This is a genomic window from Nocardiopsis coralliicola (assembly GCF_054779695.1).
In genome coordinates, this window is sequence record NZ_BAAGXT010000014.1 from 103,818 (window position 1) to 127,641 (window position 23,824).

The 23,824-nt window shown below is 74.0% G+C and carries 19 protein-coding genes and 1 tRNA gene; 14 read left to right on the forward strand and 6 right to left on the reverse strand.

Features of this window, described 5'->3' with window-relative positions; all coding sequences use genetic code 11:
* Positions 1–104 precede the first annotated feature (104 nt).
* The 9 genes from galU (at position 105) to ACYVGT_RS12995 (ending at position 9,660) form a co-directional block, all read left to right on the forward strand.
* Positions 105–1,046: a UTP--glucose-1-phosphate uridylyltransferase GalU gene (gene galU / locus ACYVGT_RS12955; RefSeq protein ID WP_460857610.1), complete on the forward strand. Its 942-nt coding sequence runs from the start codon at positions 105–107 to the stop codon at positions 1,044–1,046.
* Positions 1,047–1,323: 277 nt separating this feature from the next.
* On the forward strand, positions 1,324–2,541 hold the full coding sequence (glp, locus tag ACYVGT_RS12960) for a molybdotransferase-like divisome protein Glp (protein WP_460857612.1): 1,218 nt from the start codon (positions 1,324–1,326) through the stop codon (positions 2,539–2,541).
* A gap of 303 nt (positions 2,542–2,844) precedes the next feature.
* The gene (gene moaC / locus ACYVGT_RS12965; RefSeq protein ID WP_460857614.1) at positions 2,845–3,387 is read left to right on the forward strand and encodes a cyclic pyranopterin monophosphate synthase MoaC; all 543 of its coding nucleotides are present in this window, start codon (positions 2,845–2,847) and stop codon (positions 3,385–3,387) included.
* Positions 3,384–3,872, forward strand: coding sequence for a MogA/MoaB family molybdenum cofactor biosynthesis protein (locus ACYVGT_RS12970; RefSeq protein WP_460857616.1), 489 nt, complete (start codon positions 3,384–3,386; stop codon positions 3,870–3,872). The genes moaC and ACYVGT_RS12970 overlap by 4 nt, the downstream gene beginning before the upstream one ends.
* A 610-nt stretch (positions 3,873–4,482) precedes the next feature.
* A complete protein-coding gene (locus ACYVGT_RS12975; RefSeq protein ID WP_460857618.1) occupies positions 4,483–5,115 on the forward strand; it encodes a GNAT family N-acetyltransferase in 633 nt (210 codons plus the stop codon).
* A gap of 1,768 nt (positions 5,116–6,883) precedes the next feature.
* Positions 6,884–7,567 carry a divisome protein SepX/GlpR gene (sepX, locus tag ACYVGT_RS12980; protein ID WP_460857621.1) on the forward strand — a complete coding sequence of 228 codons (684 nt, stop codon included), beginning with the start codon at positions 6,884–6,886 and terminating at the stop codon, positions 7,565–7,567.
* A gap of 414 nt (positions 7,568–7,981) precedes the next feature.
* Positions 7,982–8,055 (forward strand) — tRNA-Ala (locus ACYVGT_RS12985).
* Positions 8,056–8,586: 531 nt separating this feature from the next.
* Positions 8,587–8,838 carry a hypothetical protein gene (locus ACYVGT_RS12990; RefSeq protein ID WP_460857624.1) on the forward strand — a complete coding sequence of 84 codons (252 nt, stop codon included), beginning with the start codon at positions 8,587–8,589 and terminating at the stop codon, positions 8,836–8,838.
* Positions 8,839–9,021: 183 nt separating this feature from the next.
* A complete protein-coding gene (locus ACYVGT_RS12995) occupies positions 9,022–9,660 on the forward strand; it encodes a hypothetical protein (RefSeq protein ID WP_460857626.1) in 639 nt (212 codons plus the stop codon).
* Between the two features lie 112 nt (positions 9,661–9,772).
* On the opposite strand, the gene ACYVGT_RS13000 is transcribed toward ACYVGT_RS12995, so the two are convergent.
* Positions 9,773–10,090, reverse strand: coding sequence for a sec-independent translocase (locus tag ACYVGT_RS13000; protein WP_460857628.1), 318 nt, complete (start codon positions 10,088–10,090; stop codon positions 9,773–9,775).
* 187 nt (positions 10,091–10,277) lie between these two features.
* On the opposite strand from ACYVGT_RS13000, the gene ACYVGT_RS13005 reads away from it, so the two are divergent.
* Positions 10,278–11,135: an ion transporter gene (locus ACYVGT_RS13005; protein ID WP_460857630.1), complete on the forward strand. Its 858-nt coding sequence runs from the start codon at positions 10,278–10,280 to the stop codon at positions 11,133–11,135.
* A 118-nt stretch (positions 11,136–11,253) separates the two neighbouring features.
* Here the strand turns inward: ACYVGT_RS13005 and ACYVGT_RS13010 are convergent, their stop codons facing one another.
* Positions 11,254–11,457, reverse strand: a complete 204-nt coding sequence (locus ACYVGT_RS13010; protein ID WP_460857632.1) for a cold-shock protein — start codon at positions 11,455–11,457, stop codon at positions 11,254–11,256.
* A gap of 322 nt (positions 11,458–11,779) precedes the next feature.
* Positions 11,780–13,657, reverse strand: a complete 1,878-nt coding sequence (locus ACYVGT_RS13015) for a dolichyl-phosphate-mannose--protein mannosyltransferase (RefSeq protein WP_460857634.1) — start codon at positions 13,655–13,657, stop codon at positions 11,780–11,782.
* 113 nt (positions 13,658–13,770) lie between these two features.
* On the opposite strand from ACYVGT_RS13015, the gene rsmI reads away from it, so the two are divergent.
* Positions 13,771–14,631, forward strand: coding sequence for a 16S rRNA (cytidine(1402)-2'-O)-methyltransferase (rsmI, locus tag ACYVGT_RS13020; RefSeq protein WP_460857636.1), 861 nt, complete (start codon positions 13,771–13,773; stop codon positions 14,629–14,631).
* 162 nt (positions 14,632–14,793) lie between these two features.
* On the opposite strand, the gene secD is transcribed toward rsmI, so the two are convergent.
* Positions 14,794–17,463 (reverse strand): protein translocase subunit SecD, encoded by a 2,670-nt coding sequence (gene secD / locus ACYVGT_RS13025; RefSeq protein ID WP_460857638.1) that lies wholly within the window; start codon positions 17,461–17,463, stop codon positions 14,794–14,796.
* Positions 17,464–17,534: 71 nt separating this feature from the next.
* The gene (locus ACYVGT_RS13030; protein ID WP_460857640.1) at positions 17,535–18,017 is read right to left on the reverse strand and encodes a hypothetical protein; all 483 of its coding nucleotides are present in this window, start codon (positions 18,015–18,017) and stop codon (positions 17,535–17,537) included.
* Between the two features lie 284 nt (positions 18,018–18,301).
* On the opposite strand from ACYVGT_RS13030, the gene metG reads away from it, so the two are divergent.
* Both metG and ACYVGT_RS13040 read left to right on the forward strand, forming a co-directional pair.
* Positions 18,302–20,146, forward strand: coding sequence for a methionine--tRNA ligase (gene metG, locus ACYVGT_RS13035; RefSeq protein ID WP_460857642.1), 1,845 nt, complete (start codon positions 18,302–18,304; stop codon positions 20,144–20,146).
* Between the two features lie 182 nt (positions 20,147–20,328).
* A complete protein-coding gene (locus ACYVGT_RS13040; protein WP_460857645.1) occupies positions 20,329–21,255 on the forward strand; it encodes a TatD family hydrolase in 927 nt (308 codons plus the stop codon).
* 227 nt (positions 21,256–21,482) lie between these two features.
* On the opposite strand, the gene ACYVGT_RS13045 is transcribed toward ACYVGT_RS13040, so the two are convergent.
* Entirely contained in the window at positions 21,483–22,625 is a 1,143-nt protein-coding gene (locus tag ACYVGT_RS13045) for a CaiB/BaiF CoA transferase family protein (RefSeq protein ID WP_460857647.1), read from the reverse strand.
* 241 nt (positions 22,626–22,866) lie between these two features.
* Here ACYVGT_RS13045 and rsmA point away from each other — a divergent pair, with 241 nt between their 5' ends.
* Positions 22,867–23,703 carry a 16S rRNA (adenine(1518)-N(6)/adenine(1519)-N(6))-dimethyltransferase RsmA gene (rsmA, locus tag ACYVGT_RS13050; protein ID WP_460857663.1) on the forward strand — a complete coding sequence of 279 codons (837 nt, stop codon included), beginning with the start codon at positions 22,867–22,869 and terminating at the stop codon, positions 23,701–23,703.
* The last annotated feature ends 121 nt before the right edge of the window (positions 23,704–23,824 follow it).

Here is a 23,824-nt window from a genome sequence, read left to right on the forward strand (position 1 = left end):
CCGGGGGCGCGGCGGTGCCGTCGCTCCTGGCCACCGCGAGCGATGCAGGTCAGCACGCGCGCGGCGGGCGCGGGGCGCCGCCGCCGGTGTCCTAGAGTGCCGTCATGACGGATTCGCGACAGTCCCCCGCTCGGGTCACGAAGGCCGTGGTGCCGGCGGCCGGCTTGGGCACCCGCTTCCTGCCCGCCACCAAGGCCACGCCCAAGGAGATGCTCCCGATCGTGGACAAACCCGCGATCGAGTACGTCGTCAAGGAGGCGGTGGGCGCCGGGCTGAGCGACGTCCTGATGATCACCGGCCGCAACAAGCGCTCCATCGAGGACCACTTCGACCGGGCCTACGAGCTCGAGGAGGCGCTGGACGCCAAGGGCGACGCGGAGCGGCTGCGCGCCGTGCGCGCGCCGAGCGAGCTCGCGCAGGTGCACTACGTCCGCCAGGGCGAGCCCCGCGGCCTCGGCCACGCCGTGCTGTGCGCGGCGGCGCACGTGGGCGGCGAGCCGTTCGCGGTCCTCCTCGGCGACGACCTCATCGGCGAGCGCGAGGCCCTGCTCGAGCGCATGATCGAGGTGCAGTCGGAGCGCGGCGGCAGCGTCGTGGCGCTGATGGAGGTCGAGCCGGAGCAGGTGTCGCTGTACGGCTGCGCCGCGATCGAGCCGACCGAGGACGGCGACGTCGTGCGGGTCACCGACCTCGTGGAGAAGCCCCCGATGGAGGCGGCCCCGAGCCGGTGGGCCGTCATCGGCCGCTACGTGTGCGCCCCCGAGGTGTTCGACGTCCTGCGCGAGACGCCGCCCGGCCGCGGCGGCGAGATCCAGCTGACCGACGCCCTGCGCGAGCTGGCCCGCCGCAAGCCCGACGACGGCGGCCCCGTGCACGGCGTCCTCTTCCGCGGCCAGCGCTACGACACCGGAAACAAGGTCGACTACCTGCGCACCGTCGTCGAGTTCGCGTGCGCCCGCCCCGACGTCGCCGCCGAGTTCACCCCGTGGCTGCGCGCCTTCGCGGCGGAGCAGCTCGGCGCCGCGGACTCCGCAGAACAGGGCTAGAGGAGCACGGCGGCCGCTGCCCCCTGCTCCCGCCAGCGCGCCCGTGCCGCGCGCCGGACACCCCGCGGATGCGGCCGCCCGGCGGGGTGCGGTCGCTCCCGCGTGCGCGGTCCGGGATGATTCCTGGGGTCCGGACCAGTGGGCCGGCGCCCGCCGGAAGCGCGAGAGGCAGATCAGCCGCCGAGGCGCCCGCCGCGCGCCTGCCTCCGCCCGCCCTGCCGGTCCGGACCGACACCACTCCGCCCACCGCGGCGGCGGTCCCAACGGAGGTCAGCAGATGAAGAGCGTCGACCAGCACATCGCCGACATCCTCGGCACGGTCCGCCCCGTCGAACCGATCGAACTCGACCTGCACGGCGTCCGCGGCGCCGTCCTGGCCGAGGACGTCGTCTCGCCCGTGTCACTGCCGCGCTTCGACAACTCCGCCATGGACGGCTATGCGGTGCGCGCGGCCGACGTGGCCGGAGCCGCCGAGGACGCCCCGGTCCGGCTGCCGGTCACCGCCGATATCCCGGCAGGCGACTCGGCGCCGCACACCGTGGCTCCCGGGCACTGCGCCCGCATCATGACCGGCGCCCCGCTGCCCGCAGGGGCCGACGCCGTCGTCCCCGTCGAGCAGACCGACGGCGGCCTGGCGGAGGTGGCCCTCCGCCGCGCCCCCGCACCGGGCGCCGCGGTCCGCCCGGCAGGCGGCGACGTGCAGGAGGGCGACACGGTGCTGCGCCGCGGCGTCCGGGTCGGAGCCGCCGAGATCGCCGTACTGGCCTCGGTCGGCCGCCGGTCGGCGGTGGTCCACCCGCGACCCCGAGTCGTCGTCCTCGCCACCGGCGCCGAACTCGTCGAGCCCGGCCAGCCGCTCCAGCCCGGCCAGCTCTGGGAATCCAACGCGCACATGCTCACCGCGGCCGCCGCCGACGCCGGCTGCGACGCCTACCGGCACACCCTGGTCGGCGACGACCCCGGCGAGGTGCGGCGCGCGATCGACGACGTGCTCGTCCGCGCCGACCTCCTCATCACCACCGGAGGCGTCAGCATGGGCGCCTACGACGTGGTCAAGGAGGTGCTGGCCGACCGGGACACCGTGCACTTCACCAAGATCGCGATGGAGCCGGGCAAGCCGCAGGGGTACGGCACCGTCGGCGACGATGACACCCCGGTGATCACGCTGCCCGGCAACCCGGTCAGCTCGTTCGTCAGCTTCCAGATCCTCGTGCGGCCCGCGCTGCTGCGCCTGCGCGGACTGGAGCCGGAGCCGCTGCCGTCGGTGCGCGCCCGCCTCACTGAGGCGGTCGCCACGCCGACCGAGCGGCGCTGCTTCCGCCGGGCCGTCCTCGGCAGCGATGCCGGCGGCACGACGGTGGCACCGGTCTCCCGGCAGTCCTCGCACCAGCTCTCCGCGCTCGCCTACGCCGACGCCCTCGCCGTGATCCCCGAGGGCGTGTCCGAGCTGCCCGCCGGAGCCGAGGTCGACGCGGTGCTGCTGCCGCGCCCGTGACGCGGGCCCGCAGCGCGGTTGTCCACAGCCGCGGCCATCCCGCTTCCGGAGTGGGGGCGCGGTCCCTAGAGTCGGAGTGCCCGGCGCACCGGGGAGCAAGGAGGACGGCACCGGAGCAGGGACACCGAGCCGCGGCGCTGCGGCGGGGGAGAAGGAGCAGGTGCTCCGCCGATCCCGCCCGTGCCCGGGCCCCGCGCCCCCTCCGCACTCCCCGGCCGGGCCGCGTCCCGTGCTGACACCGGCACGGGCAGCACCCGCAGAGCGGGCTACCGCAGTCCAGCACCTCCGCACCGAAAGACCGCCATGACCACCAGCAGTGACCACGGACCGGGCAGCGCCGAGCAGCCCGGCCAGCACCCCTCCGGAATGAGCCACCTCGACGCCGCCGGCCGCGCCCGCATGGTCGACGTCGCCGGCAAGGACGTCACCGCCCGCTCGGCCACCGCGACCGGCCGCGTCCGCGTCTCCGACGGCGTCGTCCGCGCCCTGCGCGACGGCACCGTGCCCAAGGGCGACGCGCTCGCCGTCGCCCGCATCGCCGGCATCCAGGGGGCCAAGCGCACCCCCGACCTCGTCCCGCTCTGCCACCCCATCGCCGTACACGGCGCTGACGTCGATCTCCAGGTGCGCGACACGGACGTCGCCATCACCGCCACCGTCCGCACCGCCGACCGCACCGGCGTCGAGATGGAGGCGCTGACCTGCGTCGTCACGGCCGGCCTCGGGCTGATCGACATGGTCAAGGCGATCGATCCCGAAGCCGTACTCACCGACGTGCGCGTCGAGGAGAAGACCGGCGGCAAGACCGGCCACTGGACCCGGTCCGGTACCGAGGACCGCGGATGACCGCCCGCGCCCTCGTCGTCACCGCCTCCAACCGGGCCGCGGCCGGCGTCTACCCCGACCGCTCCGGCCCGGTACTGGCCGAGGCCCTGCGCGCGGCCGGCCTCGCGGCCGACGGCCCCCGTGTCGTCGCCGACGGGCCGCCGGTCGGCGCTGCCCTCCGGGATGCCCTCCGCGAGCGCTATGACGCCGTGTTCACCACCGGCGGTACCGGCCTGACCCCCACCGACTCCACTCCGGAGCAGACCCGCCCGCTGCTCGCGGCCGAGATCCCCGGAATCCCCGAGGCGCTGCGCGCGGCCGGCCTGGCCAAGGGCGTTCCCGCGGCGATGCTCTCCCGCGGTCTGGCCGGCATCGCCGAAGCCGCAGGCCACCGCATGCTCGTGGTGAACCTTCCCGGCTCGCGCGGCGGCGTCGCCGACGCCATGGAAGTCCTCGCCCCCGTCCTCACCCACGCAGTCGACCAGATCCGCGGCGGCGACCACTGACCGCTGCAGCCCCGAACCCGGGCCGGAGCGCCGGCGGCTCCGGCGGCGCGGCCTGGCAGCCGGAGTCGGGCCAGGCCCGGCCGGTGGGGGAGCGGAGCCGCGTGGGCAGCGGTCCGGTTCGGGGGCCCGGGCACCCGGCCGCGGGCGGGCGCCGGGCCTTCCCCCCGGCGCTTCCCCCGCGCCGGGGCAGCGGGGCCGCCGCCCGGAGCGGTGGCCCGCAACCGACCGGAACCGACCCCCGGGCGCAGGGGGAGGAGCCCGCAGCGGCGGGGTGCCTCCGGCGGCCGGGTCCTCCGCGGCGGGCCCGTGCCCAGGGCCGTGCGGCAGACCGGCCTGCGCGGGAGGACCGGGGGCGAGCGGATCGGCTTCGGCGAAGGACGCGCCAGAGTGATCGACGCAACGGCGGTGCGGGCTCCGGTCCTCCCCGGCGCGCCCGAGCAGGTCCGGGCCCTGGCCGCCGGCCCCCGCGGCCGAGGCGGGGCCCCGGGCCCGCCGCGCAGCACGGCCGCGCCATTCCGCGGTTCCGCGTGACCGGCCGCGGGGCGCACAGAGTGGAATACTGGGAGGAGTCGCCCGGTACCGAGCGCGTCCGGGGAAGGGGAGGACCCGCGTGAACCGACTCCGCGGCTGGCCGGTCACCCTCGCCGAGGGGCCGGTTGCGCTGCGCCCGCTGCGCGTGCGGGACGCCCGCGCCCTCCGGGAGACCCGCGCCCGCAACGCGGAGTGGCTCCGGCCGTGGGAGCCCACCTACCCCGAGATGCCGCTGCGCACCTCCTCGCTCAGCCCCTACGTCGCGATGCTGCAGGCGATCCGCCGCGAGGCGCGGCACGGCCTCTCGATGCCGTGGGCCATCACCTGCGACGGCGCCTTCGCCGGCCAGCTCACGGTCAGCGCGATCGTGTGGGGGTCGGCGCGCACCGCCCAGGTCGGCTACTGGATCGACGAGGCCCAGGCCGGCCGGGGTGCTATGCCCACTGCGGTCGCGCTCGCCGTGGACCACGCCTTCTTCACCGTCGGACTGCATCGCATCGAGGCCAATATCCGGCCGGAGAACAGGGCGAGCCGCCGCGTCGCCGAGAAGCTCGGCTTCCGCGAAGAGGGCGTGCGCAAGCGCCAGCTGCACATCGACGGAGCCTGGCGCGACCACATCTGCTACGCCCTGACCACCGAGGACGTCCCCGGCGGCCTCCTCGCGCGCTGGCGCTCCGTCCGCGACGCCCATCCGGCGGACGGGCCGTCCTAGGGCGTGTTGGGTGGCCAACCGCCTGCTGCGCGACGAACGCCATTCACCCAACACGCCCCGGGTGTACTGACCGCCGAGGCCGGTGACACCCGCCCCGCGCGGAGCAAGCGGAGCGGGCCTCCGGTATCGGCGCGGATGGCGGCATGGACCGGACGGCCCCTCCTGCCCTGCGCCATCCATCCCCTGCCAAGCTCGCGCCCGCCGCCCGCCGGCCCGCTGTATTGGTCGGGGACCGGCGGCTGCTGCGCCGGGCCGCGCGCTCCCGCACCCCCTCCGGGCTGCTCCCGCCCGCTCACCCCGCCCCATCCGCCGGCAGCGGCGCCTCATCACGGTCCGCACTCCACAGCGGCGGGGACCCGTCCGCATCGCCGGGCACCCGCACATGCCCGCCTGTACCGTCCACCGCGCCCCCACCCGCCGGGGCGGCCCGCCTGGCCGCGCCGCCGGCCGCACCGTACGCCGCTGCGAACGCGCCCGCCCCGGTGAACCGGCCCCTGTGCCGCCCCGAGGAGAGGAGAACGCCGGGAGGGGGCTGCCAGGGCGGCGCGCGGCAGGACAGGTTGTCCACCAGACGCGCCCCCGGTCCCGTTCCCTGAACAGGTCGGGCCCGCAGCCGGATCCGGACCGCGGCAAGCTGGAGGGCCCCGCCAGAGCGGTCAGAGATCCTGGCTCAGGAGGACGCCTGATCGCCAGCATCCAGCCGAGGCGGTGCGAACGGGACCGGGGTGCGGGCGCTGCGGTGGCCGGCCCGGCGCTCGCCCCTGCGTGCCTGGACGGGTACGAGCGGCTAAGGGCGCTCCCGTTCGGCGTTGAAAGGCTTCCCGTCGCCGGGTCAGAGCGGTGAGACCGCCGGGACACCCGCCCGTCCCCCGCGCTCCGAATACATGATTCGGCGCACCGGCGTGGCCGTCGCACGGGGGTGCCCCGCATTTCGGCTCCTGCCCGGCCGCTCCGAGCCGGGGACCTTAGGCCCTTGACCGCCGAGCCGAAGCCGCCCTGGAGCCATGCCAGCAGGCGGCTCGTTCGCTGCGGCGGCCGGCGCCCCACTCTGCGCCCCGGGAGCGCCACCCGGGTCCGGGACCTCCCGACGCGCCCGGGCCGATCCGCCGTTCCGCGCACGCGCGTCCGCCGCGGGCGGCCACCGCGGCAGCCGGTGAGTGCCTCGGGCCACGGCACTGCGCCGGGCCGGCCGGAGGGGCCGGCGGCGCAGCGGCGCAGCCGCGCAGGGCTGCGCGAGCCCTGCCGCAGCGCCGCTACAGCGCGGCCGGATCCGGCCGCGCCGGACACCGCGCGCCGCCGTATCCGCCACCCTCCGAATTCCGCCGCAGCCGCACCGCGGCCGCGTGCGAATCGCCGGTCGGTACCGACCGCCCGCCCGCTTCGTGCTGGACCGCGGGAACAACGCAACCTGGCACCCTCCGGGCGCGGTACCGTCGGTACGGTCGACGCCTCACCGCGGTTCCGTGCCTCTCCGTGACTCCCGGCAGAGGAGTCGGCGGGAGAAGAGGAAGACTGCAATCTCACGACACTCCGGGCCGAATACTGCGCATTTACGGACACTCGGTCGTACCGTGCGGAACGTAGACGCATCAGGGATGTCGGCAACAGGTGCATACGGCGTACGGAGGGCGGCGCGGAGGACGCGCCGGGCGGCGGTGGTGAACCGTCCGCGGTCCCGGGCACCGGGGCCGGTTCCGTACACCGCCGCACGGCCGCCGTACCAGGGCGTTCTGCGCGAGTCTGGCCATCGGCGGCGCGAGGAGGGGCGATGAACAGTTCAGCCCTGTACCTCGCCATTGTCGTCGTCTGGCTGGTCGTCCTCGTGCCGATGCTGCTGCGCCGCGACGCCGCGGACCCCGACCAGGCCGCGCTCGACCGCACCGACCCCGGCCCCGCCGTCCCGGACGGCGAGTACGAGGGTGCCGACGCCGATGCGGCCATCGACGACGAGGACGCCGGAGAGCCGGCCGACTACGACGAATACCTGCCTGGAGCCGCCGCAGAGCCCGCCGGTGCCCAGGACGCGGACGGCCCCGAGGTGCCCGGCGCCCCGGTGGCGGAGAGCGTGCGCCAGTCCGCACCGCCGTCCCGGGCGCGGGTGATCGCGCGCCGGCGGCGCCGCACGACCGGACTCACCGCACTGCTCGCGGTCACCGCGGCCGCCGTGGCGGCCGGGCTCGGCCCGTGGTGGGTGCTGGCCCCGCCGGTCCTGCTCCTCGGCGGCCACCTCGTGCTGCTGCGCGAGGCGGCCAAAGCCGACGCAGAGCACCGCGCCGAGGAACTGCGCCGCGAGCAGTCCCGCGCCGCGGCGCGGCGGGCGGCCCGGCTGGAGCGCGCCGAGCGGGAGAAGGCCGAAGCGCACCGCGCCGAGATTATCGACCTGCCGACGGCCCGTGACGGCGAGGTGTACGACCAGTACACCGACGCCCACCTCCGCGCAGCGGGCGACTAGGGCGTGTGTGGTGGGTGGCGTTCACCGCGATCGGTGTCGGCGGTGCACCCGTCGCACGGCCGGCGAGGGAGTCAGGGCGGGGTTTCCTCCTCGATTGAGGAGAACGCCGCGAGGGGCGGGCCAGGGCGCCGCGCAGCAGGGCAGTTGTCCGCCCGCCACGCCCTAGGGCGGCGGCTGCCGGTTGCCGCTCGGGGGCGGGCCCCTGCCTGCCGGCACCGTCGGCCCGGTGGGGGTCCGCGCCGGAGGAGAGCCCATTGTCGGAAGAGAGAGCCCCCGCGCCGCGGTCAGAGCGGCGGCGTCCGCCGCAGCGCCGCAGCACGGGGCGGTCCGACCGCGCGCGGGCGCCCGTCCGCAGGGGGCGGAAAACGTGTTCGGACCACCCGCGGAGAGCTGGTAATCTAAGAAGCGTCTTCAGGGGCTGTAGCGCAGTCCGGTAGCGCACCTCGTTCGCATCGAGGGGGTCAGGGGTTCGAATCCCCTCAGCTCCACCCTGGAGAAGACCGGTTCGCCGGTCTTTTCTCGTATCTGCACCGAAATTTCACGGTGGCGCGCGAAACCCGCTCCGCAGCGCGCCGACCGGAGCGGCTGCGGCGTGTCGGACAGGCGGGCGCTGAACGGTCCCGAACACAATGGTGGCCGCGGCCCCTCCGCCGCGGACCGGTCGGTAGTGCACCGGATCGGTCCCGTTTATGAAGACCAACCGCTTTACCCGGGTGGATGCGCTATCTTCCATGAGTGAGCTGAATTCCCCGCGGAGCACGGGTGAATTCGTGTACTCCGCGTTAGCGCCCGGACGGGCCCGGGTCCGCGCCCCCTCTGGGCCGCCGACCTGCGCCGGAGCAGTGGGAGCCCTACCTCGTTCGGTCAACGTACGGCATTCGGATACCCGTGCGTAGTCCGATCGCCGCCAGATGCGCTATTTCTGGCGGGGAGGGGAAAAAGGTGGGGAGATCGTCATTAATATCTGCAATCTGGGCCTTGTGCGCCGAGTGACCGGTAGGTCATCTTATTGACCGGGGATGGACGTCTCGACGAGCGGAAGGTGCGTTGTGCTGAAGAAGATCTGCGTGATCGCAGCCGTTGCAGGGGCTGCCTTCTCCGGAGCCGCGCTGCCTGCAGCAGCCGCGGACTCCGGTCCAGGCGCTGACACCGGCTGGACCTGGAACGCCGGCCACTGGACCTGGTGGAGCGGTGATTGGGACTGGCTGAACGCCGGCTCCCTCACCGACACCGCCATCTCCTTCGCTGAGGAGATCGTGTCCGGAGAGTGATCGGAGATCGCTGAACGGCGGCCGACCGGCGGTGGCCGCATCCGCGAACTCCCTGAATCGGCGCCCGCACCGGGACCCCGGTGCGGGCGCCGCTGTGTTCCGATCATGGACCGCGGGTAAGGGGAGGGCGACATACAGCCGCGGCACGCTTCCCGCGCAGCGTTCGGCACGAGAAGAGGCACCGTGACCGACCCTCCCGCTTCCGCGGACCGGCCCGGCCCGGACGGACCAGACCCCGGCGGTCCTTCCGGCGGCGGATCCGGCCGCGGCGACGGCCCGGCGGACGGCACCGAGTTTCCCGCGTCCGGCCCTTCCCGCGGCGGGTACCACGCCCCCGACCCCGGCCTCCTCTACGGAACCCGACCGGAACGGACCGGGCCGCCGGGCGAACCCGCTGAGCCCGTGCCGGCGCAGACCGGCCCGCAGGGCCCGGTGCCCGCGGGCGAGCCGTTCCGCCGCACGACCCCGGCCCGCCGCAAGGAGATCCCCGCGCTACCCGGCGGCGGCCGCGGCCGCCTCGCCGCCGGTACCGCCCTGTTCGTGATGGTCATCGGCAGCACCGCCGGCGTTCTTCCGCCGGGCCTGCGCGCAGCCGCGCACCTGCTGTTCTGGGCGGCCGTTGCGGCGGCCGCGCTGATCGCCCTGCACCGCGAGCGCGCCAACGGCTGGGAGCCGGGGCCGCGCTGGGTGTGGCCGGCCGCAGCGTTCGGCGGCAGCCTGCTCACCGAGGCGCTGATCGCCGTGCTCGGCCCGGCCGTGATCGCGGCGGCATCGGTGGTGGTCGGCGGAGTGTTCCTGCTGATCGTGCTGCTGTTCGGCTGACCGCGCAGAGCCGCGGCGCGCGCCCTGCCGGAAGCTGCAGCACCGCAGATTTCGCCGCGGATTCACCTCCGCGCGGACTGCGCGGGGGCCGGGAACGGAGCAGCCGCCTGGCTCAGGTGGCCTCGTCGTCGAACGGCGGGCGCTTGCCGTTGAGCGCGGAAACGCGGCGGGCCGGCGCTTCCTCCTCCTCGTCGGGATCCCAGAAGTGCTTCTGCACGAACCGCTTCGGGTGGAGGTCCTGGACTTGGAGGTCCTTGAACTCGGGGCCGAGCCCGTCCTTCAGGTCGTCCTTGGCGCTGTCGGCCATCTTCCGCAGCTGGCGCAGCACGCGGCCCACCTGGCCGGCGGCCTTGGGGAGCTGGTCCGGGCCGAACAGCATCAGGGCGAGCAGGCCGAGGACGACGAACTCCGCACCGCCGATGTTGAACATCCCGTCCTCCTGATCGCCGCCGGATCGGACCCCGGCGCCACCGACCAGGTTAACCCGTCCCCTCCGCTTTCCGGCACCCGGTCCTCAGCGGTTGCGCCCCGGGGCCCAGAGTTAGTCTGGACCGGCTGCGCGGCCGCCGGCGGCGCACCGGCAGACACCCCCCCCGCCCCCGCATGGAGGATGCCAGTTGCACGGTCGCGACAAGGCGGTCCGGATCGTCGACTCCCGGTGGTTCCAGGCAGTCGTGGTGGTCCTCATCCTGCTCAACGCGGTCTCGCTCGGCCTCGAGACCTACGAGGACGAACTCCGCGCGGCCGAGGGCCTCTTCACCGCCGTGGAGACCACGTTCGTGGCGCTCTTCGCCCTCGAGCTCGCGCTGAAGATGTACGCCCACGGGCTGTCGTTCTTCCGCAACCCGTGGAACTGGTTCGACATGTTCGTCGTCGGCATCGCCGCGGTGCCGGTCACCGAGGGCTTCTCCGTCCTGCGCCTGCTGCGGATCCTGCGGGTGCTGCGGCTGGTCAGCGTGCTTCCGCAGATGCGGCACATCATCGGCGCCCTGTTCCGCTCGGTGCCGGGCATGGGAACGGTGATCGGGCTGCTGCTGATCACCGTCTACACCTCGGCGGTGCTGGCCGAGAAGCTCTTCGAGGACGTCGCGCCGGAGTACTTCGGCGACCTGGGCACCTCGCTGTACAGCCTGTTCGTGGTCCTCACCACGGAGAACTGGCCGGACATCGCCGACGCCGTGATCGAGGACCGCCCGTGGGCCGCAGGGTTCTTCGTGCTCTACATCATCATCACGGCGTTCATCCTGCTCAACCTCGTGATCGGCGTGATCGTCACGGCGCTGGAGGAAGAGGTCGGGGCGCAGCGGTGGGAAGAGGACCAGGAGCTGGAGCAGGAGCAGCACCAGGCGGTGCTCGGCCAGCTGGCGGCCCTATCGGCGCAGGTGGAGCGGCTCTCCGAGCAGGTGGCCGTGCTCGGCGGCACACCCCGGAGCGGCGGCGGAGCGGACCCCGGTTCCCCGCCGAACACGCGCTAGGGCGTGTTGGCGGGTGGCCACCCAACACGCCCTGGGAGGCGGCAGACGCGAAAAAGCCCTTCGCCCGCGAGGGCGAAGGGCCGAGAATCGAAACTCGCCAGCCCCGATTCAGCGGAGCTTAGAGCGCCCGCACATCGGATGCCTGCGGGCCCTTGGGGCTCTGGGTGATCTCGAACTCGACCGACTGGTTCTCTTCCAGGTTCCGGAAGCCGGTACCCGCGATCGCCGAGTAGTGCACGAACACGTCCGGGCCGCCGCCTTCGACGGCAATGAACCCGAAACCCTTCTCAGAGTTGAACCACTTCACGGTGCCCTGAGCCATTTGCTCTCCCTTTGGGGACTACTTCGGAACCGCACCCTGCTGGTCCCGGGTCGCCGAGCGCCCGCCGGGCTGTCGAATAATGGCCGGCGCTCGCGTGAAGTTCCGCGAGGCGCCGAAGCATCCAGGGAAACCACCACCGCAACCAGTGCCAGAGACTACCAGTCAGCCCCGCCGCTGCCGAGAGGCTCCGTGCGGAAAAATCTGCGCCGAAAACTCACGAAGTGACGGGGCTGTTCTGCGGAACAATGGAATTCCAGGGAGTGAATCCTTGCCGAACGGGGTAAGAATTGGCGCCCCCGGGCGGCCGCCCGGGGGCCGGCGGTCAGTTCCCGGAGCCGCCGCCGCTGCCGAAGATCCAGGTGTCGAACCACATCCGCTGGTGCCATGCGTCGTAGGGGATGTTCTCCGCCGACAGCACCGGGTAGAGGAACGCGAAGTTCGCAATGGACAGCAGCAGCACCACGCCGAACGCGATGCCGCCGACGATCCGCCGGCCCGGGAGGTAGTTCCGGCCGGATTCGCCGTCGCCCATGGCCAGCCCCAGCATCAGCACGATCGCCAGCACGAGGAACGGCAGGAACGGCAGCGCGTAGAACACGAACATGGTGCGGTCCGGGTAGGCGAACAGCGGGAGCCAGCCCGCAGCGATGGCCAGCAGGACAGCACCGGCCCGCCAGTCGCGGTAGATCAGCCACCAGCCGGCCATGGCGACGAGCGCGATGATGCCGATCCACCAGATCACCGGGGTGCCGACGCTGAGGATGGCCTCGGAGCAGCGCGAAGCGCCGCAGCCGGTGGTCTCACCGTCGTAGTAGAACGCCACCGGGGTGCGCTGGATGATCCACTCCCACGGCTGCGAGGCGTAGTCGTGCGGCTCGCTCAGCCCCTGGTGGAACTTCCACATCTCGACGTGGTAGTAGACGAGGCTGCGCAGGCCGTCGGCGAGCCCGGTGAGCGGGCCCGGCACCCAGCCGGGTGCCGGGGCGTGGTCGGCCGCCCACTGGCGCGCGTAGCCGCCGGACGTGGCCAGCCACCCGGTCCAGGAGGCGACGTAGACCAGGGCGGCGACGCCCACGGTCTGCAGGAACGCCGGAACGGCGTCGAACAGCAGCCAGACCCGGGCGAGGAAGGCGCGGTACACCAGCACTCCGGCCGCCGCCAGCAGGCTCAGCAGCATGATCGCCGCGAAGGCGCCCGGACCCGTGCCGAGGTCGGTCCAGGCGAAAACGGTGATCCCGGCGGCTGCGGCCGCCAGCAGCAGCACCAGGGCCGCCGTGCGCACGCCCACCGCGAGCTCGCCGGGGGTGCGCGACCGCCCCGCAGCGCTCCGCCCGGTCAGCACCGCGCCCAGGCTCCGCCCGGCGGTACCGTCCGGGCCGGCCCCGCCCTGGCCCGCACTGCGCCGCGCGCCCAGGTCCCAGGCCACGGTCAGGATGCCGAACACGGCGACGAAGAACAGCGCCGTCCACTTGGTGCCGACCGCCAGGCCGAGGCAGGCGCCCGCGGCGTACCGCCACCACCGCACACCCAGCCACGCCGCCGCGGGGTCCAGGCGCAGCCGCGCCCGTATCCGGTCGCGGTCGGCCAGAAGGCAGGCGAAGGCCGCCACGATCCAGAACGTCATGAACACGTCGAGCATCGCGATGCGGCTCATCGTGAAGTGCAGGCCGTCCAGCGCCAGAAGCAGGCCGGCCGCCGCGGCAAGCACCCAGGAGCGGGTCATCCGCAGCGCCACCCGCACCAGGACCAGCACGGTCAACGCGCCGAACAGGGCCGACGCGAAGCGCCACCCCTCCGGAGTCATCGACGTGCCCCACGGCAGCAGCCCCCACAGCAGGTCGCCGCCGGCGATCATCCACTTGCCGACCGGCGGGTGGACGATGAAGTCGCCCACCCCTGTCCAGATGTTCAGGTCACCGGACTGGATCAGCTGGTCGGCGTTGTCCACCGAGTCGTGCTCATAGCCGAACGTGCGCAGGCCGAAGGCGTCTTTGACGTAGTACGTCTCGTCGAAGTAGATGCGCTCCGGCGCGCCCAGCCGGAAGAAGCGCAGCACGCCGGCGAAGACCGCCAGCGCCACCGCGGCGGCCCAGCCCGCCCAGCGCGGAGCGGGCATGGGGGGGAGGAACGGCATGCGGGGAGAGGACGCTGCGCCCGCTGAGTCGTCGGGCGGCGCGGTGGGAGGTGCAGTGGTGGTCATCGCGGCTCTTATAGTCGGTCGGGGACAGCGGCAGTCGAACGGGGACAGCGGCCGGACCGGGAGGCGGCCGAACGAAGTATGCCAACCGTAGCGTCTATACAAGGGAGCGGTGCGTGACCGACGGGGAGGGGGGCGCGCGGCGCGGGACGCTGATCCTGGCCGGCATCCCGATCGGGAACGGGGGCGACGCGCAGCCCCGGCTGCTGGACGCCATCGAAGGTGCGCGGCTCATCGCCGCCGAGGACACCCGCAGGCTGCGTGCGTTCGCGGCCCGCACCGGGGTCCGCCCCGGCGGCGAGCACGGCGCCCGCATCGTCTCCTACCACGACGCCAACGAGGCGCGCCGCGCCGCGGAGCTTCTCGGTGAACTGGAGTCCGGGAGCGACGTGCTGCTGGTGACCGACGCCGGAATGCCGGGCGTGTCGGATCCCGGCTACCGGCTGGTTGCCGCCTGCGCCGAGGCCGGACTGCGCGTCACCGCGATCCCCGGCCCGTCCGCCGCCACCACCGCGCTGGTGCTCTCCGGGCTGCCCACCGACCGGTTCTGCTTCGAGGGCTTCCCACCGCGGAAGGGACAGGCCCGCCACTTCGCCGGCCTGGCCGACGAGCGCCGCACCCTGGTCTTCTTCGAGAGCCCGCACCGCCTCGCCGCGACCCTGTCGGCGATGGCGGAGGCCTTCGGCGCCGACCGGCCGGCCGCCGTCTGCCGCGAGCTCACCAAGACCTACGAAGAGGTCAAGCGCGGCCCGCTCGGCGACCTCGCCGACTGGGCTGCCGGCGGGGTGAAGGGCGAGATCACCGTCGTCGTCGGCGGCGCACCGGCCCGCACCGCCTCGGCCGATCCCGGCGACCTCGCCGCCGCGGTCGCCGCGCGCGAAGCCGAGGGAATGCCGCGCAAGCAGGCGATCCAGGAGGCGGCCCGCGAGGCGGGCGTCCCCAAGCGCGAGGTCTACGCCATCGTGCACGGCGCCTGAGCAGCCCGGCAGCCGACTGGCCGGAGGCCGGCGCCGGAACACTCCTCAGGGCCCGGACACGGGAAGGCCCCCGGCGCACGCCGGGGGCCTTCCCTGTTCCCTGGTCGAAGTGCTGAGCGCGCCGCGGCCGGCCCCGCCAGAGCTGCCGCGGCGCGCCCGGCGTCAGACGACCGCGCCGTCGCTGTCTTCGCGAGCGGCGCGCAGGTCCTTGCGCTGCTTCGCCTTCTTCTCCTTGACGACGTGTGGCGGCGGCGTCTTGTCGTACCGCTGCAGGAACTCCGCCAGCGGCGCGCCGACGAACACCGTCGCGATGGTTCCGACGATGAGGCCCACCAGCATCGCGATGGAGAAGTCCCGCAACGTGGAACCGCCGGCGAGTGCCAGGGTCGCCAGGATGAAGATGCCGCCGATGGCGGTGTTGACGGTTCGCGGGATGGTGTTGAGGATCGCCAGGTTCGCGATCTTCCGGAAGGGCGACGACGAATCGCGCGCCCATTCGTCCCTGATCCGGTCGAACACCACCACCGAGTCGTTGACGGTGAAGCCGATGACGCTCAGCAGGGCCGCGAGGAACACGCCGTCGATCGGCTTGCCGAGCCACACGAACAGCCCGACCACCGTCACCAGCGTGATGAACAGCTGCGCCATCGCGGACACGCCGAACGACCAGCGGAACCGCCAGGCCAGATAGATCATCTGCAGGATCAGCGCGGCGCCCAGCGCGAGCAGCGCCTTGTTGCGCAGCTCATTGCCGAGGCTCGGGCCGATGCCCTCGTCGCTGACCCGTTCGGCGCCGCCCGCCGCCTCGGCCAGGGCGTCCTCGACCTGGTGCGCCTCGGTGTCGTTGAGCGGGCCGGTGCGCACCGAGATGTCGCTGTCGCCGGACTCCTGCACCACCGCATTGGGCTGGCCGCCCTCATCGGAGACGACCTGGCGCGCCTCGGTGACGCTGATCTGCTCGTTCGTGGTGAAGTCCATGACGCGGCCGCCAGTGAACTCCACGCCGAAGTTCGGCGGGCGGACGAGGACGCCGACCACCGCGACGACGAGCACCAGGCCCGCGGCCGTCAGGCCCACCCGGCCCCACTTCATCAGGTCCGGATTGCGGTCCAGCAGCCACTGCCGGACCTTGGAGATCCGGGACAGGCCGGTGATGTCGGGGCGCTTGCGCACCACTGCGCGGCGCACCGCCCACTCGACCAGCACCCGGGCGATGATCAGCGCCGACACCATCGACGCGATGGTGCCGATGGCCAGCGTCACGCCGAAGCCCTGCACCGTGCCCGACGCAAGGAAGAACAGCAGTACGGCCGCGATCATCGTGGTGACGTTGGTGTCGAGGACCGCGCTCCACGCCTTCTTGGTCCCCGAGACGAACGCCTTCTGCAGGTTCGGCGGGATCGCCCGGCGGCGCCTCCGGGAGAGCACCCCGGCCTCGGCCTGCTTGGCCTCGGCCTCGGTGGCGTCCTGCATGCCCGCCGACTTGTTGGCGTCGTAGACCTTCTTCTGCTGTTGGTACTCCTCGCGCGCACGTTCGAAGATCAGCACGTTCGCGTCGATCGCCATACCGATGGCCAGCACGAAGCCGGCAAGGCCCGGCAAGGTGAGGGTGGCCCCCAGCGCCACCAGCGCCGCGTAGGCGATCAGCGTGTAGCAGGCCAGCGCCACCGAGGCCAGGAAGCCGACGAGGCGGTAGGCCACGGTGATGTAGAGCGCGGTCAGCGCGATGCCCACGGCGCCGGCGATGAGGCTCGCCTGGATCGCGTCGGCGCCCAGGGTCGGGCCGACGGTCTGGCGCTGGATCTCGGTGACCGGCAGCGGCAGCGAGCCGCCCTCGATCAGCACCGCCAGGTCCTCGGAGGACTCCGCGTCGAACGTGGAGCTGGTGATGGTGGTGCTGCCGCCGGTCTGGCCGCCGGGGCAGCCGTCCTGGGTGACCTCGGGGGCCGAGATGATCTGCTCGTCGAGCACGATCGCGATGCGCCGCTCGGGGGTGCCCGGCTGCGCCTCGCACGCCTGCTTGGTGACCTCGGTCCACTCCGACCGGCCTTCGCCGGCGAATTCGACGTTGACCTGCCACTGCGTGCCGGTCGTCTGGTCGAGGACCGCCTCGGCGCTGGAGATCTGGTCGCCCTGGATGGCCGGCTTGCCGAGCTGGAGCTGCTGGCCCTGGTCGTCGGGGAGGGTCGCGTAGACCTCGCCCTGCGGCGCCTGCTCCTGGCCGCCCTCCTGGCCCTCGCCCTCGGCGGGGGCGGACTCCTCGGGGGCGGGCTCCGCGCTGCCCTCGCCCTCGGTGCCGTCGGCGGGCGCACGCGCCTCGTCGGCCGGCGGGTTGGCGCTGTCGCCGCCGGGGACCGGCGCGGGGGCCCCGCCGCCGGGAGCGCCGCCGCCGGGCGCACCCTCCATCCCGGGGATCTCGCCCATCCCGGGCATGCCGCCCATGCCGCCGGCCGGCGCCTCGGCGCCCACCACCGGGTGCACGGTCAGCTGCGCGGTCTGGCCGATGATCTCAGCGGCCTCGGTCGGGTCCTGCACGCCGGGCAGCTCGACGATGATGCGGTCCTCGCCGGACCGGGACATCGTCGCCTCGCTGACACCGAGCGAGTCGATGCGCTGGCGCAGCACCTCGATCACCTGGTCGGTGTTCTCGGCGTTGGCCTTGACCTTGCCGTCGTCGCTGTCCTGCGTCTGCAGGACGATCTGGGTGCCGCCGCTCAGGTCGAGCCCGAGCTTCGGCGGGAGGAACCACCCGGCGGCGAACGCGCCGAGCACGATGACGAGGGAGACGATGCCGCGCAGCCAGCGCGCACCCGCCCCCTGTTGACTGGACAATGGACTACCTCTCACGATGGCGGATCACCGCATGCGCCGCGCGCATGCCGCTGTGCCCCTGCGGGGCCGGATCAGGCCGCCGCGCGCCCCGGCGAGGCCGGGGAGTGTGCGGGCGGCGAGCCGGCGTCCGGCGGGGCCCGCCCCTCGGGCAGTCCGCTGACCGGTCCGGACGGCGCTGCGGCCGCGCTGCCGCCGGAGAGGGCGGGCAGCCGTGCACCGGCTGCGGACGGCAGCACCGGGCCGTCGGCCAGGACCGCGTCCGGAAGGTCGCGCAGTGCGCGGTGGTCGCCCGCGCTCGGCGGGACCGCGGCGAGGGACCGCTCATCGGCCGGGCCCGCATGCTCATGGGCGCCGGGACCCGCGCCCGCGTCAGCGGCCGGACCGCCCGCTTCCACCGCGCTCGGCGCGGCGACCTCGGTCCCGTCGACGGGCAGCACGACGAAGCGGCCGCCGAGCGCCCCCGAGGGCGCACTGGACCACGCCGGCGGTGCGCCGACGATGAGGAGGAGCGCCGCCAGCAGGCCGGCCAGCGCACGCGCGAGAGCGGTCACCACCGCCATCCGCCTTCCGCGACGAGCTGAGGGGCTGCCCCGGCCGCGGCGGTGCCGGCGGACGGGGCTCCTACGCCGTTGAGCAGTTCCATCGGTCGAGCAGCGCTCATCCTGTCGAAACAGCACTGCATTCAGGGCAATGCGGGGCGCTGCGGCCCCGGGGGAGGTACTACGGGGGGCCACCCTACCGACGCGGGCCCCTGCTGTCGCTTCCGCGCACGTCCGGCCGGTGCCAGACGGCGGAATTCGGTGCCGATCCGAGCCCCGGCCCCTTTACTCTGGAGGGCATGTCGTCGAAACGCCACATCCTGACCGCAGTGGCCTGGCCCTACACCAACGGGCCGCGCCACATCGGGCACGTATCCGGGTTCGGAGTCCCCTCCGACGTCTTCGCGCGCTTCCAGCGAATGCGCGGCCACGACGTGCTCATGGTCAGCGGCACCGACGAGCACGGCACCCCCATCCAGGTCCTCGCCGACGCCGAAGGCGTCAGCGCGCGCGAGCTGGCCGACCGGTACAACCGGGTCATCGTCGAGGACCTCGTCGCCCTCGGCCTCTCCTACGACCTGTTCACCCGCACCACCACCGGCAACCACTACGCCGTCGTGCAGGAGCTGTTCACCGGCCTCTACAACAACGGCTACATCTTCGCGCGCACCACCAAGGGCGCGGTGTCGCCGTCCACCGGCCGCACCCTGCCCGACCGCTACATCGAGGGCACCTGCCCCATCTGCGGCTACGACGGCGCGCGCGGCGACCAGTGCGACAACTGCGGCAACCAGCTCGACCCGGTCGACCTCATCGCCCCGCGCTCCCGCATCAACGGCGAGACGCCCGAGTTCACCGACACCGAGCACTTCCTGCTCGACCTGCCCGCCTTCGCCGAGGTGCTTGGCGACTACCTGCGCTCCAAGACCGGCGAGTGGCGGCCCAACGTCCTGAAGTTCTCCCTCAACCTCCTCGGCGACCTGCAGCCGCGCGCGATCAGCCGGGACCTCGACTGGGGCGTGCCCATCCCGCTGGAGGGCTGGAGCGACCAGGCCAACAAGCGGCTCTACGTCTGGTTCGACGCCGTCATCGGCTACCTGTCCGCCTCGGTGGAGTGGGCCAAGCGCTCCGGAGACCCGGAGGCGTGGCGCCGCTACTGGCAGGGCGGCCAGGCCGAGTCCTACTACTTCATGGGCAAGGACAACATCGTCTTCCACGCCGAGATCTGGCCGGCGATGCTGCTCGGCTACAGCGGCGAGGGCGACCGCGGCGGCGAGCCGGGCGCACTCGGCCGGCTCGACGTGCCCACCGAGGTCGTCTCCAGCGAGTTCCTCACCATGGAGGGGCGGAAGTTCTCCTCCTCGCGGCGGGTCGTCATCTACGTCCGCGACTTCCTGGAGCGCTACTCCGCCGACCCGCTGCGCTACTACATCATCGCGGCCGGCCCGGAGACCCAGGACACCGACTTCACCTGGTCGGAGTTTGTCCGGCGGAACAACGACGAGCTCGTCGCGGCCTGGGGCAACCTCGTCAACCGGTCCATCTCGATGGCCGCCAAGAACTTCGGCGCGGTTCCCGAACCGGGCCCGCTCACCGACGGCGACCGCGAGGTGCTGGAGCACTCCGGGGCAGCCTTCGCGGCGGTCGCCGAGCACCTGGAGCACTCCCGCTTCAAGGCAGGGCTCAGCGAGGCCATGCGCACCGTGGCGGCCGCCAACAAGTACATCTCCGACGAGGCCCCGTGGGCGCTGAAGAAGACCGACCCGGAGCGGATGGCGACCGTGCTCTACGTCGCCCTGCAGCTCGTCTCGGACGCCAACACTCTCCTCACGCCGTTCCTGCCGGAGTCCGCCAACAAGGTGCACGCCATGCTCGGCGGCACCGGGCAGTGGGCGGCCATGCCGCGCATCGAGGAGGCGCACGACTCCATCGGCGGCGAGGAGGGCACCTCCGCCTACCCGGTGATCACCGGCGACTACGCCGCCGACCAGGCCGCGTGGCGCTCGGAGCCGATCGCGCCCGGCACGCCGCTCTCCCGACCCACCCCGCTGTTCACCAAGCTCGACCCGTCCGTCGCCGACGAGGAACTCGCCCGCCTCGAAGCGGAGTCCGCCGCGGTGGAGCAGTCCCCGCACGTCGGCTGAGCGCCCGCCGGCAGGCCGACCGGCGGTACCGCCGCGCAGTGGTACCGCCGGCCGCCCCGGGCGCTCCGGGAATGGCGGGCCCGCGGCGGGCCGTTGACCCACTCGGACCACCCGCGGCGCGCCGCGGCCCACCCCGTCAGGCGGGCCCGCCCCGCAGCACCAGCGAGCAGGAGGCAGTACCCATGGGCAAGCGCAGTGGCGCGGCCGTGCGCAACCGGAACGCCCAGACGCCGCCGCCGGCGCCCGAACCGCTGCGCGTGCCGGTCGCCGACGCGCACACCCACATGGACATGCAGGAACCCGGCACCGAGGAGATCATCGCGGCCGCCGCCGCGGTCGGGGTCCGTCCGCTCATCCAGGTGGGTGTGGACCTGCCGTCGTCCCGCTGGGCGGCCGAGACCGCAGCGGCCCACGGCGGCGTCTACGCCGCCGTCGCCCTGCACCCCAACGAGGCGCCGCGCATCGTGCACGGCGACGGGGCCCCCGGCGTCGAGACCGACGACACCGACTGGACGGAGAACGCCCGTCCGGCCGGCGGCATCCCCGCCCTGGAGGACGCCCTCGCGGAGATCGACGCCCTCGCCGCCCTGCCGCGCGTGCGCGCCGTCGGCGAGACCGGGCTGGACTACTTCCGGACCGGCGCCGAGGGCGTCGAGGCGCAGCAGGAGTCGTTCCGCCGCCACATCGCCATCGCGAAGCGGCACGGCACCGCGCTGATGATCCACGACCGGGACGCCCACGACGACGTGCTGCGCATCCTCGAGGAGGAGGGCGCGCCCGGCACGGTCATCTTCCACTGCTTCTCCGGCGACGCCGCGATGGCCGGGGTCTGCGCCGACCGCGGCTACTACATGAGCTTCGCGGGCAACGTCACCTTCGCCAGCGCCCAGCCGCTCCGCGAGGCCGCCGCCGTCGCCCCGGCCGAGCTCCTCCTGGTCGAGACCGACGCGCCGTTCCTCACCCCGAAGCCCTACCGCGGCCGCCCCAACGCCCCCTACCTCATTCCGTACACCCTCCGCGGCCTCGCTGAAGCGCGCGGCGCCGACGAGGACGGCCTGGCCGCACAGATCGCCGACAACGCCCGCAAGGCGTTCCAGCTCGACGCCTGACGCCGCCCCGCCCCTGCCCGGCCCGCCGCGGCGCGGACTCCGGTGCATCCGCCGCGGGCGGATGCCGGCGTCGGCCCGCCCCGCGCCGATGCCGGGAACCGGTGCGTGCGGCACGGCCTGGGCCCCGTCCGCGCTGTGCCGGGCGGCGCCGCGTCGGCCTGCCGCCGCGCCCTCCCGCGCCGGCGGCCCGCCTCCGAGCCGCCGGCGCGGGATCGGCGGCGGTGGCGTCAGGCCTCCAGCCCCCACTCGGCGAGGGCGTCGCCGAGGGACGGAGCCGCGTACTCGGGATCGCGGGTGGCGGTGCCCGGAGTGCGGCCGAACCGCGGGGCCGGGCCGGGGAAGACCGCGCCGCCGCTGCGGCGGACCGTGCCGCGCGCCGCGATGTGCGGGTGGTCGGCCGCCTCGCCCATCGACAGTACCGGCTGCACACAGGCGTCCTCCTCGCCGAAGACCTCCGCCCAGGTGTCCCGGTCGCGCGCCGCGAGCACCGCGGCGAACCGCTCCCGCAGCTCCGGCCAGCGCTCGGTGTCCCACTGGTCCGGCAGGTCGGCGTCGCGCAGCCCGACGCCGTCCAGGAAGCGCGCGTAGAACTGCGGCTCCAGGCAGGCCACCGACACGTGCCGGCCGTCGGCGCAGGTGTAGACGTCGTAGAACGGGGCGCCGGTGTCGAGGAAGTTGGTGCCGCGCTCGTCGCTCCAGCCGCCGTGCGACCGCGCTTCGAAGATCATCGACATGAGCAGCGCGCTGCCGTCGACCATCGCCGCGTCCACCACCTGGCCGCGCCCCGACGACGCGCGCTCGACCAGCGCGCTCAGGATCCCCGTCACCACGAGCATCGTGCCGCCGCCGAAGTCGCCGACCAGGTTGAGCGGCGGCACCGGCGCCTCGCCGCGCCGGCCGATGCTGTGCAGCGTGCCGTTCAGCGCGATGTAGTTCATGTCGTGGCCGGCCACCTGGGCCAGCGGGCCGTCCTGGCCCCAGCCGGTCATCCGCGCGTACACCAGGCGCGGGTTGAGCTCCGCGCACTCCTGTGGCCCCAGGCCGCGGCGCTCCATCACGCCGGGCCGGAACCCCTCCAGCAGGACGTCGGCCGCCGCGACCAGCCGCCGCGCCTCGGCCAGCCCGTCGGAACTCTTGAGGTCGACCCCTGCGACCGGGCGCCCGGCCGCCAGATGCCCCGGCACCCCGGTGGCCGCCGCTGCCGCCTCCGGCCGGTCCACCCGGATCACGCTCGCCCCCAGGTCGGCGAGGAGCATCGCGGCGAGCGGGCCCGGCCCGATGCCCGCGAACTCCACCACGCGCACCCCGTGCAGCGGGCCCCGCCGCACGGAGGATCCGTCCGCCGCCGCGCCATCCTGTCCGGTCGCCATCTCGTCCGCCCCTCGTCGCGTGCCCGATTCGAATCCCGTTCGGGTGCATTCTGCCGCCGGGCGGCCGGCGCCGTACCGGCCGCCCCCGCACTGCCGCGCACCGCTCCGGGCCGCGGCGCCGTGCACGGCTCCGCCCTGGGAGAATAGGGGAGTGAATGCAACGGGTGGCGGCACCGGCCGCAGCGGTGACAGCAACGGCGGCGGAGCGGGGAGCGGCACCGCGGACACCGGCGGTGCCCGCCTGCTGACCCCCGCCGATGTGCGCCGCCTCGCCGACCGGCTGGGCGTGCGGCCGACCAAGACCCTCGGCCAGAACTTCGTCGTCGACGGCGGCACGGTCCGCCGCATCGTCCGCACCTCCGGCGTCGGCCCGGAGGACACGGTGCTGGAAGTCGGGCCGGGCCTCGGCTCCCTCACCCTCGCGCTGCTCCCCGAGGCGCAGCGGGTCACCGCCGTCGAGATCGACCCGGTCCTCGCCGAGGCCCTGCCGCACACCGTCGCCGAGCACGCGCCCGCCTTCGCGGACCGGCTCACCGTCGTGACGGCCGACGCGATGCGCATCGGTGCCCTGCCTGACCCGCAGCCCACCGCGCTGGTCGCCAACCTGCCCTACAACGTGGCGGTGCCGGTGGTGCTGCACCTGCTCGAGCTGCTGCCGTCGCTGCGCACCGGCCTGGTGATGGTGCAGGCCGAGGTGGCCGACCGCCTCGCCGCCCCGCCCGGCAGCCGCACCTACGGCGTGCCGTCCGCGAAGGCGGCCTGGTACGCGGACGTGCGCCGGGCCGGCGCGGTCGGCCGCAGCGTCTTCTGGCCGGCGCCCAACGTCGACTCCGGCCTGGTCGCCCTGCACCGCCGCCCGGCGCCGGTCACCGGCGTCGACCGGCGCGCCGTCTTCGCCGTCATCGACGCCGCCTTCGCGCAGCGCCGCAAGACCCTCCGCGCGGCCCTCGCCTCCTGGGCCGGCTCACCGGCCGCCGCTGAAACAGCGCTCCGCGCGGCCGGCGTCGCCCCCTCCGCCCGCGGCGAGTCCCTCGCGGTCGACGATTTCGCCCGCATCGCCGCCCACGCTCCCGCCTGACCGCCGCTGAGCGGTCCCTGCGGGCGCCCACCCGGCGCCGGCCGAGCGGGGGCCGGCAAGTCGGATCGTAGCCATGTCGTTCTGTGAGCCAAGGAGTTGGTTGCATTCGTTGTCTTCCTAA